The organism is Paraburkholderia terrae (assembly GCF_002902925.1).
GTDB lineage: Bacteria > Pseudomonadota > Gammaproteobacteria > Burkholderiales > Burkholderiaceae > Paraburkholderia > Paraburkholderia terrae.
The window spans coordinates 2,914,444-2,929,199 of the sequence record NZ_CP026111.1 but is presented as its reverse complement, the minus strand read 5'-3'; the positions used below and the strand labels follow the sequence as shown (position 1 = coordinate 2,929,199).

The following is a 14,756-nucleotide window of genomic DNA, read 5'->3' as shown; positions in this document are numbered from 1 at the left end:
CGCGTTCTGACGTTGGCGGCATGCATGGCGGCTCAGGAAACAGCGGCTCACGAAGGAAGCTCCGTGTTCGCGTTGCTGGACGACTGCGACTCGACTGCGAGTCGCCGTTCGAGCCGGCTGTACACGGGGTTTCGTCGCGAGCACGTTTGCACTGACCGCGCGCAGCTGGATGCCGTTTGCGAGGCGGCATCGGTCGACGTCGACAGCGGGCTGTTCGCGGTCGTGCTGGCCGACTACGAATTTGGACAGGCTTTGCAGCAGAAGACGCAGCGTGCCAGCGGCACGCTGCGTTTTTTATTGTTCGACACCTGCCGGAAGATGTCGCGCGACGAGGTCGACGCATGGCTCGCGCTCTACGACAGCGCGGCCGTCGAGCCTTCTGTGGCGGGCATCGGCGGCGTTCATGCGAGTGTCGACGAAACGCAGTTCACGCAGGCCATCGGCGCGATTCACGACGCGCTGCGCGCCGGCGACTCCTATCAGATCAACTACACCTATCGGTTGTACTTCGACGTGTTCGGCACACCTGCCGCGCTGTTCCGGCGGCTGCGCGCGCGGCAGTCGGTGCATTACGGCGCGCTGATCGCGTTGCCCGACGACCGCTGGGTCGTCTCGTGCTCGCCGGAACTGTTCGTCGAGAAGAAGGGCGCTTCGCTGCGCACGCGGCCAATGAAAGGCACCGCACCGCGTTCGTCGGACGCGCAGCAAGATCGCGCGGCTGCCGAATTCCTCGCCAGTGACCCGAAGAACCGCGCGGAAAACGTGATGATCGTCGACCTGCTGCGCAACGATTTGTCGCGGATCGCGGAAACCGGCACGGTGAAAACGCCCGCGCTGTTTTCGATCGAGCCGTATCAGTCGTTATGGCAGATGACGTCGACCGTGACGGCGACGTTGCAGCCGCGCACCTCGTTTGCCGAGGTGCTGCGCGCGCTCTTCCCGTGCGGCTCGATCACGGGCGCGCCCAAGCACAAGACCATGCAGTTGATCGAGCAGCTCGAATCCACGCCGCGCGGGCTGTACACGGGCGCAATCGGCTGGCTCGACGCGCAGGCGGATCTTGGCGAGACAGTCGGCAAGCAGTGCGGCGATTTTTGTCTGTCGGTGGCGATCCGCACGCTGACGCTCGGCGCCGTCACATCGGACGGCGCGCGGCACGGCGAAATGGGCATCGGCGCGGGCATCGTGCTCGATAGCGTGGCGCAGGACGAATACGCGGAGTGCAAATTGAAAGCACGTTTCCTGACGGAAGCCGACCCGGGCTTCCAGCTGTTCGAAACGATGTATGCGACGCGTGAAGGCGGCGTGCGGCATCTCGACCGGCATCTCGCGCGGCTTGGCCATAGCGCCCGGTGGCTGGGCTTTGCGTTCGACGAAGACAGCGTGCGCGCGCAACTCGTCGCGCAATGCGCGGCGCTGCGCAACGCCACGCCGCACCGGATGCGGCTGACGCTGGACAAGGCCGGCGCGGCGGAAATCACGTTTGCGCCGCTCGTGGCGTTGACGGAAGAAGTGGCCGGCGTGCTGCTCGGCCCCGATCACGGTTTCGCGACGATGCAGGCGGCCGATCCGCTGCTGCTTCACAAGACGACGCGTCGCGCGGAATACGATCGCGGCTGGCGCGAAGCCGAATCGCACGATGCGTTCGACACGTTGTTCTTCAACGAACGCGGCGAACTGACCGAGGGCGGTCGGTCAAACGTTTTCGTAATGCTGGATGGACGATGGTGGACGCCGCCGTTGTCGTCGGGCGTGTTGCCGGGCGTGATGCGTAGCGTGCTGCTGGACGATCCCGACATGCAGGCCGGCGAACGGGTGCTGACTCGGGAAGATGTGTTGAATGCGCAAGCGCTGCTACTCTGCAATGCGCTGCGTGGGGCGATGCCGGCGCGGATTATTGCTTGAATGGTTTAGCCGGCAACGTAGAAGGAACGCGCATCAGGCGTGATGCCGGTGAAACAGGCGACCGATCCACGCGGCGAGGCGCGCATGCCACGTTGTGTCGTGTTCGTGGGGATGATTGCCATGGTCACGGATGCGCGTGACGTCGATCAGGCAGAAGGGGCTCATGTTCGTATCTCCGTTGGCGCGCACTGAGCGCGTTGAAAGGAGAACGAAGATAGACGACACCGATTGCAGGTCGAATCGGACCGGTCTCAAAGTGTTTGCGCGGCTCCGCACATATTCACAATGAAAAAGCGGCGCATCGAAGCGCCGCCAGAATCAATCAGAACGTGTGCTCAGGTCCCGGGAACGTGCCGTCCTTGACGGCGCGCACGTACGCTTCGACGGCAGCGAGAATGCTCGGCTGCCCCTGCATGAAATCTTTCACGAAACGCGGACGCTTGCCGGGAAAAATGCCCAGCATGTCGTGCAGCACCAGCACCTGACCCGAACAATCGACGCCCGCGCCGATGCCGATCGTCGGAATGCGCAACTGTTTCGTGACTTCGGCGGCGAGCAGCGTCGGCATCGCTTCCATCACGAGCAGTTGCGCGCCCGCGTCCTGCATCGCGCGCGAATCGCGCAGCAACTGGGCCGCGCCCGCTTCCGTCTTGCCTTGCACCTTGAAGCCGCCGAACGCGTGGACCGATTGCGGCGTGAGCCCGACGTGTCCGCACACGGGCACCGCGCGCTCGACCAGAAAGCGCACCGTGTCCGCGAGCCATTCGCCGCCTTCGAGCTTCACCATCTGCGCGCCTGCCTGCATCAGCTTGACGGCGTTCGTGAACGCGTCGGCGGGCGTGCCGTAGGTGCCGAACGGCATGTCGGCGACGATCAGCGCTGACGGCTTCGCCCGCGCGACACAGGCCGTGTGATACGCGATTTCGTCGATCGTGACGGGCAGCGTCGTGCTCTGGCCTTGCAGCACGTTGCCGAGCGAATCGCCGATCAGCAGTGAATCGACGCCCGCGCGATCGAGCAGCGCCGCGAAGCTCGCGTCGTAGCACGTGAGCATCACGATCTTGTCACCGGCTTCGCGCATCGCCTGGAGTTTCGGGACGGTGACGGCGCTGCGGCTCGTCTCCTGCAAGTAGGTCATGGGTGATCCATTGGGAACGCGGCTACACGCTACAGCCAGACGCTATAGCATGCCGCCTTTGACAAAGAATTCCTTGCGCCCGCGCATCGATTCGATGCGTTCGACGAGCAAAGCAAGGTCCGCGTCGGATTCGAGCGGATTCAGGTGTTCGGCACTGACCGTGAGAACGGGCGCGCCGTCGTAGTGATAGAAGAAGTCGTTGTACGCGTCGCACAGCGAGCGCAGGTACGCATCTGAAATCTGCAGTTCCATCGGCACCGCGCGCTTTTGAATGCGCGAGAACAGCACTTCGGGACTCGCCTGCAGATAGATGATCAGATCCGGCGACGGACCGGGCACATCCAGCTTCGCCGCGAGCGCGCGATACAGCGGGTACTCGTCGTCCTGTAGCGTCAGGCGCGCGAAGATGTCGTTCTTCTGCGTCATGAAATCGGTGATGAGCGGCGTGCCTGCCGTGCGCAGCGCGCTGATGTCCTGCACCTGCTGCGCGCGCTGCAGCGCGAAGCTCAGCTGCGCGGGCAGTGCATAGCGCGACGTGTCTCGATAAAAGCGCTCGAGAAACGGATTGTCCTGCGGACGCTCGAACAACTCGTGCATCGACCAGCGTTGCGCGAGCCGGCGTGCAAGCGACGTCTTGCCGACGCCGATCGGCCCTTCGATCGTCAGATAGCCGTGCGGCGGACGCAAGTGGGGCGCCGTGACGGTGAGCGGCGGGGCGGACATCGGCAGGGAGTTCATGGGCAGCCGCCCTTGGGCGTATCGTTACTGGCGTCGTCCGTGCGGAGCGCATCGGCCGGGTTGGGCGCGACGCACTGGCAAGGAGATTTCATTTTTTCGATGCGCTGATCGGCGACGGCTGCCAGAAACGCATCGGCGCGGCCGCGTTGCGGGATGATCAGCGCGGGTTCGATTTCGACGAGCGGCACGAGCACGAACGCACGCTCCGTCATGCGCGGATGCGGGACGATCAGATCGGGTTCGTCGATGGCGTGCTCGCCAAACAGCAGAATGTCGAGATCGAGCGTGCGCGGCGCGTTACGAAAGGGGCGCTCACGGCCAAAGTGATGCTCGATCTTGTGACACAGCGCGAGCAGATGGCGAACGGGCAGCGTGGTGTCGAGCTTGACGACGAGATTCAGATAATCGTCGCCGCCCGCGTCGATCGGGGCCGTTCTATAAAGGCTCGATTTCGCGAGCACGGTGACGGTGTGCTGTTGTGCGAGACACACCACCGCGTCTTTCAGGGTCTGGCGCGCGTCCCCGAGGTTCGCGCCGAGGCCGAGATAGGCAACCGTCATGGCATAACTTCCTGCAACTTTCGTTCGACGGCGCGCGCCAGAAATGCGTCAGTCCTCATGCGGGCCGTCGTGGCTCGCATCGTCTGCTGCGCGGTTTTCTGAAGCCGTGCCGCCCTCCATTCCGTCGCCCTGTTTGCTGCGGTTTCGGCTGTTGCTACGCCGCCGTCGTTTTCTGGGCGCCCGGTCCTTCCCGCCTTGCGTAAGCAGTGCTTCGCGCGCGGCGATGTCTCCTTCGATGAACTCCGTCCACCACGAACCGACCGACTCATCCAGTTCGCCCGATTCGCAGCGCAACAGGAGGAAATCATACCCCGCTCTAAATCTTTGGTGTTCCAGCAACTTCAGCGCGCTGCGGCCCGAGCGTTTTTCGAGGCGATGCTGCAGGCCCCAGATCTCGCGCATATCCGACGAGAAGCGTTTGTGGATGGCGAGCTTTTCGGTCTGCATGTCGAGCACGTCGTCCATCGCGCGATGCAGCGCGGGCACGGGGAACTCGCCGTTCGCCTCGTACTGCTGCCAGCGTTGCTGCATGTCGTGCCACAGCAGGGTGGCGAACAGGAAGCCCGGCGACACCGGCTTGCCGGCGCGCACGCGCGCGTCGGTGTTGTTCAACGCGAGCGTGATGAACTTCTCGCCATGCGGCTGTTCGAGCACGACGTCGAGCAGCGGCAAGAGACCGTGATGCAAGCCTTCCTTGCGCAGACGCTGCAGGCACGCGAGCGCATGGCCCGACAGCAGCAGCTTGAGCATCTCGTCGAACAGACGCGCAGCGGGCACGTTGTTGATCAGATCGGCGAGTTCGGTGATGGGCGCGCGCGTCGCTTCGTCGATATCGAAATCGAGCTTCGCGGCGAAGCGCACGACGCGCAGCATGCGCACCGGGTCTTCGCGATAGCGCGTTGCCGGATCGCCGATCATGCGCAGCAAGCGCGCGCGCACATCGGCCATGCCGTTGTGGTAGTCGAGCACGGTTTGCGTCGCGGGATCGTAGTACATCGCGTTGACGGTGAAGTCGCGGCGCGTGGCGTCTTCGTGCTGCTCGCCCCAGACGTTGTCGCGCAGCACGCGGCCGCTGGCATCGACGGCATGCGTGCGACGGTCCAGCTCGTCGCGCTTCAGGCGGCGCGGCGGCGGGGCGTCGGCATCGGCGGGCGGGGCGTCCACGAGTGCGCGGAAGGTCGACGTTTCGATGATTTCCTGGCCGAACTGCACGTGTACGATCTGGAATCGCCGCCCGATGATGCGCGCGCGGCGGAACAGCTTCTGCACCTGTTCGGGCGTGGCGTCCGTGGCGACGTCGAAGTCCTTCGGCGCGATGCCGAGCAGCAGATCGCGCACGGCGCCGCCCACGATGAACGCGCGAAAGCCCGCCTGTTGCAGGCCTTCCGTCACGCGGATCGCGTTGCGCGAAATCAGCGATGGGTCGATGCCGTGAATGTCCGACGAGATGATGACGGGCGCGTCCGGCTCGTGTACGGCTGCTGGCGCCGGCTTGCGGCGCGTACCGCCCTTCGACGATGCAGCGCCAGCTTTCGATGACGTACGGGGTGAGCGGCTAGTGTGCGCGCGCTCTTCCGGCACAGCGTAGTCGTCTGCTTCTGCGGGAGGCGCGGCTTCGTCAGCGGGCTCTGCGTCCTGTCCGAACAGCTTGCGAATGAGTTTCTTGATCACGAGGGTTGAAAGAGTTCGAGGATGCGCCAGCCATGCTTCTGGGCATGTGCGCGTAGCGTGTCGTCCGGGTTGGTCGCGATCGGGTCGGTGACCTTTTCGAGCAGCGGGATGTCGTTATGCGAATCGCTGTAGAAATAGCTGCGTTCGAAGTCCGACCATGTTTTACCGATCGACGCGAGCCATTCTTCCGTGCGCACGATCTTGCCTTCACGGTAGCTCGGCGTGCCTTTCGGGTAGCCGGTGTAGTCCGATGCGGGGTGACCGTCGATCGTCTCCACTTCGCACGCGATCAGCTTCTCGACGCCGAACACTTCGGCGATCGGCGCGGTGATGAATTCGTTGGTCGCGGTGACCATGCAGCACAGGTCGCCCGCGTCGCGATGCTTGCGCACCAGTTCCATCGCGGCGGGCACGATGGCGGGTTTGATGACCTCATGCATGTACTGGTCGTGCCACGTTTTCAGCTGCGAGCGCGGGTATTTCGCCAGCGGCGTCAGCATCGCGACCAGATAGGCATGAATGTCGAGCTTGCCGGCCTTGTAGTCGGCAAAGAAGCGATCGTTTTCACGCGCGAAACTTTCGGCTTCGACAATGCCGAGTTTCACCATGAAGCGGCCCCATTCGTGGTCGCTGTCGGTGGGGATGAGCGTGTGATCGAGGTCGAAGAGAGCGAGGTTAGCCATGGGGGACTATTTTACTTGAAGCGGATGATGAAGCCTGAGCAGCCGCGCGACGCGGGGCGTCGACCGTGCCGCTCGCAGTGCTGGCGCCGTCGGGCGACGCGAGCATCGTGCGCAAAAGCGGCAGCGTGACGGCGCGCTTCTGCTCGAGCGAAAAGCGGTCGAGCGCGTCGAGCAATGCCATCAGGCTCGGCATGTCGCGGCGGAAATGGGTGAGCAGGTAGGCGGGCACGTCGTCGGCGAGATTGATGCCGCGCTCGCGCGCCGCGCGCTTCAGAACGGCCGCCTTGCCATCGTCGGCGAGCGGCGCGACATGGAACACGAGACCCCAGCCGAGGCGCGTGCGCAGGTCTTCGCGCACGTCGAGGCCCATCGGCGCGGCGTTGCCCGCGGCGACGAGCGCGCTGGTCGGATGCGCGCGCACTTCGTTGAACAGGTTGAACATCGCGATCTGCTGCGCGCCGGACAGGCGGTCACAGTCGTCGATCGCATACAGCGCGATGGCGGGGTCGAACGCGAAAGCTGCAAGGCTGCTCTGCGGGCCGGCGTAGCGCGCGTGGCCTGGCGGCGCTTCATGCACGAGCGCCTCCAGCAGATGCGTGCGGCCGCTGCCCGTCTCGCCCCAGACGTAGAACGTGCGGTCCGCGACCGGGCCGGCCGCGAGCGCCGCGTCCAGCTCGCGCAGGCGCGTGACCAGCTCGGCGTTGGCGCCGGCGAAGAAGTTGTCGAATGTCGATGGCGGCGGGGTGCCGAGATCGAGCGTCAATTGGCGCGACACAATAGATAAGCCGTTAATGACCGATATGCGAACCGATAAGCGATCAGTTCTTGTAAAGCGAGCTGGACAGATAACTCTGCCGCAACTCGCGGAACGCGACAGACAGTATCGCGCTGACGGGCAGCGCGATCAGCACGCCGAAAAAGCCGAACAACTGGCCGAACGCGAGCAGCGCGAAGATCACCGCGAGCGGATGCAGGCCGATCCGTTCGCCGACGAGCCGCGGCGTCAGGAAGAAACTTTCGAGTATCTGACCCACGCCGTAGATCACAGCGACGGCGCCGAACCCGTACCAGTCGCCAAATTGAAGCAGCGCGGCGAGAAGCGCGAGCGCGAGGCCCGTCGCGAAGCCGATATACGGAATGAAGACGGCGAGCCCCGTGAAGATGCCCACGGGCAGCGCGATCTCGAACCCGGCGATATACAGCGCGGCCGCATAGAACACGGCAAGCACGCCCATCACGAGCAACTGGCCGCGCAGATATTGCGACAGCATGTGATCCATGTCGCGCGCGAGATGGATCGTCTTCGCGAAAAAGCGGCGCGGGATGAAGCCGCGCAGGCGCGCGAGCATCGCGTTCCAGTCGTACAGCAGATAGAACAGCACGAGCGGCACCATCACGACGTTGCCGACCACGGTGATCATCACATTCGAACTGGTGCGGATCGAGGTCCACGCGTACAGCACGACCGTCTGCGCGCTGCCTTCGAGCTGACCCATCACCACGTCGCGGACGCTCGCGAAATCGAGCGGATCGATGATGCCCAGCAACGCCAGCTTGGGCTGCAGCCAGCCGTGCAGATGCGAGAAGAACGAGGGCACCTGCTGCTTGAGCTGCGGCACTTCCTTCTGGATGACGCCCAGCACGAGCAGCCCCAGCAGCGTGACGATCAGGGCGAAGAACAGGATCATCAGCAGTGCGGCGACGCCGCGCGGGACGCGCCGGCGGGTCATCCACGCGACGCCGGGCTGCAGGATATAGGCGAGGATCGCGCCAAGCAGGAACGGCGTGAGCACGGGGCTCAACAGCCAGAGCAGAATGCCGACGGCCAGCGCAATGGCAAGCCAGATAAAGGCGCGGCGCTGATACGGCGTGAGGATCGGACTGTTTTGCTGCAAAACGGGTTTCCCTGGTGTCGTGTCGGCGTCTCAAATTCCAGCCGTGCGGCCGGCATCGGGTAAAATCGCATTTTACCGACCTTCGAGCTCTCCCCCCATGAATCAACCGAAATCCGCCCCGAATTCCCCTGATTCGGCCCAAGGTTTGTCGTATCGCGACGCGGGTGTGGACATCGACGCGGGCGACGCCCTCGTCGACGCGATCAAGCCCTTTGCCAAGAAGACGCTGCGCGACGGCGTGCTGGGCGGCATCGGTGGGTTCGGCGCGCTGTTCGAAGTGCCGAAAAAGTACAAGGAGCCGGTGCTCGTATCGGGCACGGACGGCGTCGGCACGAAGCTGAAGCTGGCGTTCCAGCTGAACAAGCATGACACAGTCGGCCAGGATCTCGTCGCGATGAGCGTCAACGACATTCTGGTGCAGGGTGCCGAGCCGCTGTTTTTCCTCGACTACTTCGCGTGCGGCAAGCTGGACGTCGGCACGGCCGCGACGGTCGTGAAGGGCATTGCGCAGGGCTGCGAGCTGGCTGGCTGCGCGCTGATCGGCGGCGAAACGGCGGAAATGCCGGGCATGTATCCGGATGGCGAGTATGACCTGGCGGGTTTTGCCGTCGGTGCGGTCGAAAAGAGCAAGATTATCGACGGCAGCAAGATCGTGCCGGGCGATGTTGTGCTCGGTCTTGCGTCGAGCGGTATTCATTCGAATGGGTTTTCGCTGGTGCGGAAGGTTATCGAGCGTGCTCAGCCGGATTTGAATGCTGATTTCGATGGGCGTTCGCTTGCTGATGCGTTGATGGCGCCTACGCATATTTATGTGAAGCCTTTGCTGGCGTTGATGCAGCAGCTCGAAGTGAAGGGTATGGCGCATATCACGGGCGGCGGTCTGGTTGAGAATATTCCGCGCGTGCTCAGGGAAGGCCTGACGGCCGAGCTTGATCACCGTGCGTGGCCGCTGCCGCCGCTGTTCGTATGGCTGCAGAAGCATGGTGGCGTGGCTGATGCCGAGATGCATCGCGTGTTCAATTGCGGGATCGGGATGGCGGTTATTGTTTCTGCCGCTGACGCGGATAAAGCTACTGGCTTGTTGTCCGCCGCTGGCGAGGAGGTCTGGAAGATCGGTGTCGTGCGTGAAAGCAAGGAAGGCGAGGCGCAGACTGTAGTGGTTTGAGTTGCCTTTCAGGCAGAGTTTTTGAGAAGCCGTCCGGCGGGAGTTGGGCGGCTTTTTTGCTTCTTGCAGTTTGCTCTTTGATGGGGGCGTTGCCGGTTGGTGTTTCCGGCTTTTGGCTGGCATCCGGTTGGCGTGTTTGCGGCACCAGCTTTCTGGTTTGCATGTGGTTTCGTTGGCATCCGCGCTTTGTTAGCCTGCTTCACGCGTCGCCCCTGTGCGGGGCGGCACCTACTTTTCTTTGCCGCCGCAAAGAAAAGTAGGCAAAAGAAAGCGGCTAACACCGCTAATTCTTGTGTTTGCCTGAGGGCCCTCAAAGGTTCTTACGCTTCACACGGCAACACCGTTGTTCGCGTGCGTTGCTAACGCTTCGAATGAACGCCTCACCTGCTTCGAATACCGGTACTCGGGCCAGCGGCAGCGAATGGTATTTGCCGCCCAGGTGGCAAACTGTGTGTAGGTTGTCGCGTCGTATAGGGTTGCGCTCTTACTAGGTGGAACGCGTGCGCTATCGGTTCGGAGTGACGCGTGTGGAGCACAAGGGGCCGACACATAGTTTGCCACCTGGGCGGCGGTGGCATAACTGGCACGGCGTGCTGTAGTGCGGGAGCGTGAAGCGGGTGAGACGCACCGCAAGAGCGCTGGCAACGAACGTGGGTCACGTGGTTGCCGTGTGAAGTGTAAGACCCGTTGGGGGCCCTCAGGCAAACAGAAGAGCTGGCGGTGTTAGCCGCTTTCTTTTGCCTACTTTTCTTTGCGGCGGCAAAGAAAAGTAGGTGCCGCCCCGCACAGGGGCGACGCGTGAAGCACGCTAACAAATCGCGGATGCCAGCGCAAAGGCAAAAAACCAAACCGCCCGCGCCGCGAAGGCAAACGCAAATGCCCGCACAAAGACAAACCCGCCCGCGTCGCAGACAAAAAAAAATCAGCCAACAACTCGTTCAATAGCCTGTAGAGCAAGCAAAGTAGCATCAGCAGCACAACAATCAACTACAACCCGCTCCGACATAGCCCGCAGCCACGTAAGCTGCCTCTTACACAACTGCCGCGTCGCAAAGACGCCTTTATCCCGCATGGTGTCGTAATCGGTCTCACCGTCGAGATACTCCCAGGCCTGCCTATACCCAACACACCGCATGGAAGGCAACCCCGGATGCAAATCCCCTCGCGCGCGCAGCCGCTTCACCTCATCAACAAACCCAGCCGCAAGCATCGCATCAAACCGCGCCGCAATACGCGCATGCAGCACGCTCCGATCAGAAGGCTCCAATGCGATCGGAACGAATCGATAAAGCCGCGCGGCATCATCATCGCGCGTAGGCGCGGCGAGCAACGCCGACATCGGCTGCCCCGTCAGCATGAACACTTCGAGTGCTCGCTGGATGCGCTGCGAATCGTTCGGCGCGAGGCGCGCGGCCGTGACGGAATCGACAGCCGCGAGGCGCGCATGCAGTGCCGGCCAGCCTTCGCGTGCAGCGTCGGCATCAAGCGTCGCACGCACGTCGGGATCGGCGGCAGGCAGGTCGTTCAGCCCTTGCGTCAACGCCTTGTAGTACAGCATCGTGCCGCCAACCAGCAACGGCACATTCCCGCGCGCAACGATCTCGCCGACCAGGCGCAACGCATCGGCGCGGAAATCGGCGGCCGAGTAAGCATCGACAGGATCGACGATATCGATCAGATGGTGAGGCGCGACGGCGCGTTCCTCCGCCGACGGCTTCGCAGTGCCGATATCCATCTCGCGATACACCAGCGCCGAATCGACGCTGACGATCTCCACAGGCGCGCGCGCAGCGAACGCCAATGCGGCCGCCGTCTTGCCGGAAGCGGTCGGGCCGAGCAGGCAGGCGATCGGTTGGGGGGCGTGCTGCGTCATGAAAGGCGTGATGGCAGGCGTGGTGACAAACGTAAGCGAAAACGCAAAACGGACCCGCTCACTGTCCGCGCATGAACAGCCGATCGAGATCGGCGAGCGTCAACTGATACCAGGTCGGGCGCCCGTGATTGCACTGGTCCGCGCGCTCGGTCGCCTCCATCTGGCGCAGCAGCGCATTCATTTCGTCGAGCGTGAGGCGCCGGTTGGCGCGCACCGCGTGATGGCAGGCAAGCGTGCCAAGCAGCTCGTGCTGGCGCTCGGTCAGCACGCGTGAGCCGCCGTACGCGTGCAGATCGGATAACACCGCGCGCGCGAGCGCCTGCAAATCGGCATCCTTCAGCAGCGCGGGGACGGCGCGAATCGCGATGGTTGTCGGCGACAGCACGGCCAGATCAAAGCCGAGCGCATCGAGCGTCTCGCGCTCCTCGTCGACGACGCCGATCTCGACCCCGTCAGCCGGCATCGACACGGGAATCAACAGCGGCTGCACGGCGATCGCGCGGTCCACGAGCGCGTTCTTGAACTGCTCGTACAGAATCCGCTCGTGCGCCGCGTGCATATCGACGATCACCAGTCCACGCGCGTTCTGCGCAAGCACGTAGATGCCGTGGATCTGGCCAAGCGCGAAGCCGAGCGGCTGTTCGTCGTTCGCGTCGAAACTCTGCGGCGCGATGGCCGACTGAGGCGCCAAACCCGTGAAACCTGCAAAGCCCGCGGCAGGCGCAGACGCACCATCATTCCCGACGGAATCCGCCGCGTCGCGCAGTTCGAAAGAAGTCGTGCCTTGTGGCGTACCCGCGCCCGTGTCCTTGCGGCCGAACAACGCGTCGTAAAGCGCGAGCGGCTGCGCGACGGGCAGCGTGCCTTGCGTCATGCGCGCCTGGCGCAGCCAGGTATTGCCCGGTTGCGAACTGCCGCCATCGCTGACCCGGAAACCGCCGCCAAGCGGCGTTGAGCCAAATGATGCGGGTGTGGCGGGCGTTGCCGGCGTCGGAAAAGGCATCGGATCGATGCGCGCAGCATGTCCACCCGACGTCGTTTCGGGCGATGCCCCCGCGTGCCGCGCGAGCGATCGCTGCACGGCATGGAACACGAACTGGTGAATCGAACGCGAATCGCGAAAGCGTACTTCGATCTTCGACGGATGCACGTTCACGTCGACGGCCTCGGGTGGCAGATCGAGAAACAGCACATACGACGGATAACGGTCGCCGTGCAGCACATCTTCGTACGCGGCGCGCACGGCGTGCGTGAGCAGCTTGTCGCGCACGAAGCGGCCGTTGACGAAGAAATACTGCTGATCGGCGCGTCCGCGGCTCGCAGTCGGCAAGCCGGCGCAGCCGTAGACGGCAAGCGGTCCCGCCGATTCATCGAGCGGCAAATGCGCAGTCGCGAACGTCTCGCCGAGAATCTTCGCGACGCGCGTGGCGGGATCGCTGGCGTTCCAGTGCTCGACGGCGCGGCCGTTATGCAGCACCGAAATCGCGACATCGGGCCGCGCGAGCGCCGCGCGCCGGATCATCTCCAGGCAGTGGCCGAGTTCGGTCTGTTCGCTCTTGAGGAATTTGCGCCGCGCGGGCGTGTTGAAGTACAGCTCGCGCACTTCGATCGTCGTGCCGCGCGTGCCTGCCGCAGGCGACAACGCGCCCGTCTGCGCGTCGATGCGCGTCGCGTGCGAATCGTTCTCCGTGCGGCTCGTGATGTGCATGTCCGACACCGACGCGATCGACGCCAGCGCTTCGCCGCGAAACCCGAGTGTCGCCACGGCTTCGAGTTCGGCGAGCGAGCGGATCTTGCTGGTCGCATGACGCATCAGCGCGAGCGCAAGCTCGCCTTCGGGAATGCCGCAGCCGTCGTCGGTGATCGAGATGCGCTTGACGCCGCCTTCGTCGAGCAGGATGCGCAGCGTCTTCGCGCCCGCGTCGAGCGCATTTTCGAGCAATTCCTTCACCACCGATGCCGGTCGCTCGACCACTTCGCCCGCGGCGATCTGGCTGATCAGCTGGTCGGGCAGTGGCTGGATCGCGCGCAGCGGACGCGGCGTAAGGGCGCTTTCGGCTGCGCTTGCGTCGCGGCTGGACACCGGGCTCGGCGCGTCATGTGCGTCGGCAGGCGCGTCGGCACGCGTTTCGGAAGATTCGGGGATCGCGGACATGGCGAAATTATAGCGATTCGTCGCAGATCGTCTGAACGTGCAGACAACGGACGACATTTTTTAAGGTCGTCATGGCACTTTCGGTATCATGGCGCGGTCAATTTCCTGCCTCGGAACGCTTCGTCACTGCCGTGACCTGCGTGAGGCGCACGATACGGGACGGGCCGCCGAGACCGGCCGCCGTCCCCGTCATGCCAGCCATCTGCTTTTAAAAGGACGACCTTTGGACACGCTTCTGCAATTCGTCAATCTTGTCCTGCACATCGACAAGTTTCTGGGAGTCTTCATCCATCAGTACGGCGCGTGGGTCTACGCGGTACTGTTCCTCATCGTATTCTGCGAGACGGGCCTCGTCGTGCTGCCGTTCCTGCCGGGCGACTCGCTGCTGTTCATCGGCGGCGCATTCTGCGCGACGGGCGAAATGAACATCGAGTTGCTGATCGTGCTGCTGCTGGTGGCGGCCGTGCTCGGTAACACGGTGAACTACATGATTGGCCGCGCAATCGGGCCGAAGGTGTTCGACTCGCACATACCCGTGCTCGAACGGTTCCTCGATCGTGAGGCGCTGCGCAAGACGCACAACTTCTACGAGCGCCACGGCGGCAAGACCATCGTGCTCGCGCGTTTCATTCCCGTCGTGCGGACCTTTGCGCCGTTCGTCGCGGGCGCGTCACAGATGAGCGTCAAGCGGTTCCAGTTCTTCAACGTCGCGGGCGCGCTGTTCTGGGTGCTGCTTCTGACGCTGCTCGGTTTCTTCTTCGGCAATATTCCGTTTATCCGTCAGTATCTGAATGTGATCGTGCTGGTCGGTATCGGCGCCGCCGTGGTGCCCGTCGTGCTCGGCGCGTTGTGGAAGGTCATGCGCAGCAAGCGTCAGCCGGAGCGCTCGGCCGGTAACAACACTGGGCATTGATGAGGGCGAACAGCAGGCATCCCCACGCGATGCCTGCTGCGCACAAGGTTCAATCGGACA

Annotated in this window: 13 protein-coding genes; 3 read left to right on the top strand and 10 right to left on the bottom strand. The window is 63.6% G+C overall.

Features of this window, described 5'->3' with window-relative positions:
• Nucleotides 1-24 precede the first annotated feature (24 nt).
• On the top strand, nt 25-1,905 hold the full coding sequence (gene pabB / locus C2L65_RS12895; RefSeq protein WP_042313065.1) for an aminodeoxychorismate synthase component I: 1,881 nt from the start codon (nt 25-27) through the stop codon (nt 1,903-1,905).
• Between the two features lie 33 nt (nt 1,906-1,938).
• Here pabB and C2L65_RS47050 read toward each other — a convergent pair whose 3' ends face one another.
• From C2L65_RS47050 to C2L65_RS12860, 8 genes are all read right to left on the bottom strand, one after another.
• Nucleotides 1,939-2,070, bottom strand: a complete 132-nt coding sequence (locus tag C2L65_RS47050; protein ID WP_255221901.1) for a hypothetical protein — start codon at nt 2,068-2,070, stop codon at nt 1,939-1,941.
• A gap of 157 nt (nt 2,071-2,227) precedes the next feature.
• Entirely contained in the window at nt 2,228-3,043 is an 816-nt protein-coding gene (panB, locus tag C2L65_RS12890; protein ID WP_042313062.1) for a 3-methyl-2-oxobutanoate hydroxymethyltransferase, read from the bottom strand.
• Between the two features lie 42 nt (nt 3,044-3,085).
• On the bottom strand, nt 3,086-3,766 hold the full coding sequence (locus C2L65_RS12885) for a deoxynucleoside kinase (RefSeq protein ID WP_042313140.1): 681 nt from the start codon (nt 3,764-3,766) through the stop codon (nt 3,086-3,088).
• An 11-nt stretch (nt 3,767-3,777) separates the two neighbouring features.
• The gene (folK, locus tag C2L65_RS12880) at nt 3,778-4,341 is read right to left on the bottom strand and encodes a 2-amino-4-hydroxy-6-hydroxymethyldihydropteridine diphosphokinase (protein ID WP_042313060.1); all 564 of its coding nucleotides are present in this window, start codon (nt 4,339-4,341) and stop codon (nt 3,778-3,780) included.
• Nucleotides 4,342-4,389: 48 nt separating this feature from the next.
• Entirely contained in the window at nt 4,390-6,012 is a 1,623-nt protein-coding gene (gene pcnB, locus C2L65_RS12875; RefSeq protein ID WP_042313057.1) for a polynucleotide adenylyltransferase PcnB, read from the bottom strand.
• The gene (locus C2L65_RS12870; protein WP_042313055.1) at nt 6,009-6,695 is read right to left on the bottom strand and encodes a histidinol-phosphatase; all 687 of its coding nucleotides are present in this window, start codon (nt 6,693-6,695) and stop codon (nt 6,009-6,011) included. Before C2L65_RS12870 ends, pcnB begins: the two co-directional genes overlap by 4 nt.
• Nucleotides 6,688-7,470 (bottom strand): DnaA regulatory inactivator Hda, encoded by a 783-nt coding sequence (gene hda / locus C2L65_RS12865; protein ID WP_042313053.1) that lies wholly within the window; start codon nt 7,468-7,470, stop codon nt 6,688-6,690. Before hda ends, C2L65_RS12870 begins: the two co-directional genes overlap by 8 nt.
• Nucleotides 7,471-7,513: 43 nt before the next feature.
• Nucleotides 7,514-8,590 carry an AI-2E family transporter gene (locus C2L65_RS12860; protein WP_042313050.1) on the bottom strand — a complete coding sequence of 359 codons (1,077 nt, stop codon included), beginning with the start codon at nt 8,588-8,590 and terminating at the stop codon, nt 7,514-7,516.
• Nucleotides 8,591-8,687: 97 nt separating this feature from the next.
• Between C2L65_RS12860 and purM the strand changes: the two genes are divergently transcribed.
• Nucleotides 8,688-9,755: a phosphoribosylformylglycinamidine cyclo-ligase gene (gene purM, locus C2L65_RS12855; RefSeq protein WP_042313047.1), complete on the top strand. Its 1,068-nt coding sequence runs from the start codon at nt 8,688-8,690 to the stop codon at nt 9,753-9,755.
• 922 nt (nt 9,756-10,677) lie between these two features.
• Here the strand turns inward: purM and miaA are convergent.
• Together miaA and mutL are read right to left on the bottom strand one after the other, a co-directional pair.
• Complete coding sequence (gene miaA, locus C2L65_RS12850) at nt 10,678-11,628, bottom strand: tRNA (adenosine(37)-N6)-dimethylallyltransferase MiaA (protein ID WP_042310624.1); 951 nt, start codon at nt 11,626-11,628, stop codon at nt 10,678-10,680.
• A 58-nt stretch (nt 11,629-11,686) separates the two neighbouring features.
• Entirely contained in the window at nt 11,687-13,711 is a 2,025-nt protein-coding gene (gene mutL / locus C2L65_RS12845; protein WP_427910159.1) for a DNA mismatch repair endonuclease MutL, read from the bottom strand.
• A gap of 295 nt (nt 13,712-14,006) precedes the next feature.
• Here mutL and C2L65_RS12840 point away from each other — a divergent pair, with 295 nt between their 5' ends.
• Nucleotides 14,007-14,696 carry a DedA family protein gene (locus tag C2L65_RS12840; protein ID WP_042310627.1) on the top strand — a complete coding sequence of 230 codons (690 nt, stop codon included), beginning with the start codon at nt 14,007-14,009 and terminating at the stop codon, nt 14,694-14,696.
• Nucleotides 14,697-14,756: the final 60 nt, after the last annotated feature.

Bases quoted from the DNA above. Each gene is read 5' to 3' on its own strand.
- purM (WP_042313047.1), top strand. From the start codon at position 8,688: ATGAATCAACCGAAATCCGCCCCGAATTCCCCTGATTCGGCCCAAGGT.
- C2L65_RS12885 (WP_042313140.1), bottom strand. From the start codon at position 3,766: ATGTCCGCCCCGCCGCTCACCGTCACGGCGCCCCACTTGCGTCCGCCG.
- C2L65_RS12870 (WP_042313055.1), bottom strand. From the start codon at position 6,695: ATGGCTAACCTCGCTCTCTTCGACCTCGATCACACGCTCATCCCCACC.
- pabB (WP_042313065.1), top strand. From the start codon at position 25: ATGGCGGCTCAGGAAACAGCGGCTCACGAAGGAAGCTCCGTGTTCGCG.
- panB (WP_042313062.1), bottom strand. From the start codon at position 3,043: ATGACCTACTTGCAGGAGACGAGCCGCAGCGCCGTCACCGTCCCGAAA.
- folK (WP_042313060.1), bottom strand. From the start codon at position 4,341: ATGACGGTTGCCTATCTCGGCCTCGGCGCGAACCTCGGGGACGCGCGC.
- miaA (WP_042310624.1), bottom strand. From the start codon at position 11,628: ATGACGCAGCACGCCCCCCAACCGATCGCCTGCCTGCTCGGCCCGACC.
- C2L65_RS47050 (WP_255221901.1), bottom strand. From the start codon at position 2,070: ATGAGCCCCTTCTGCCTGATCGACGTCACGCGCATCCGTGACCATGGC.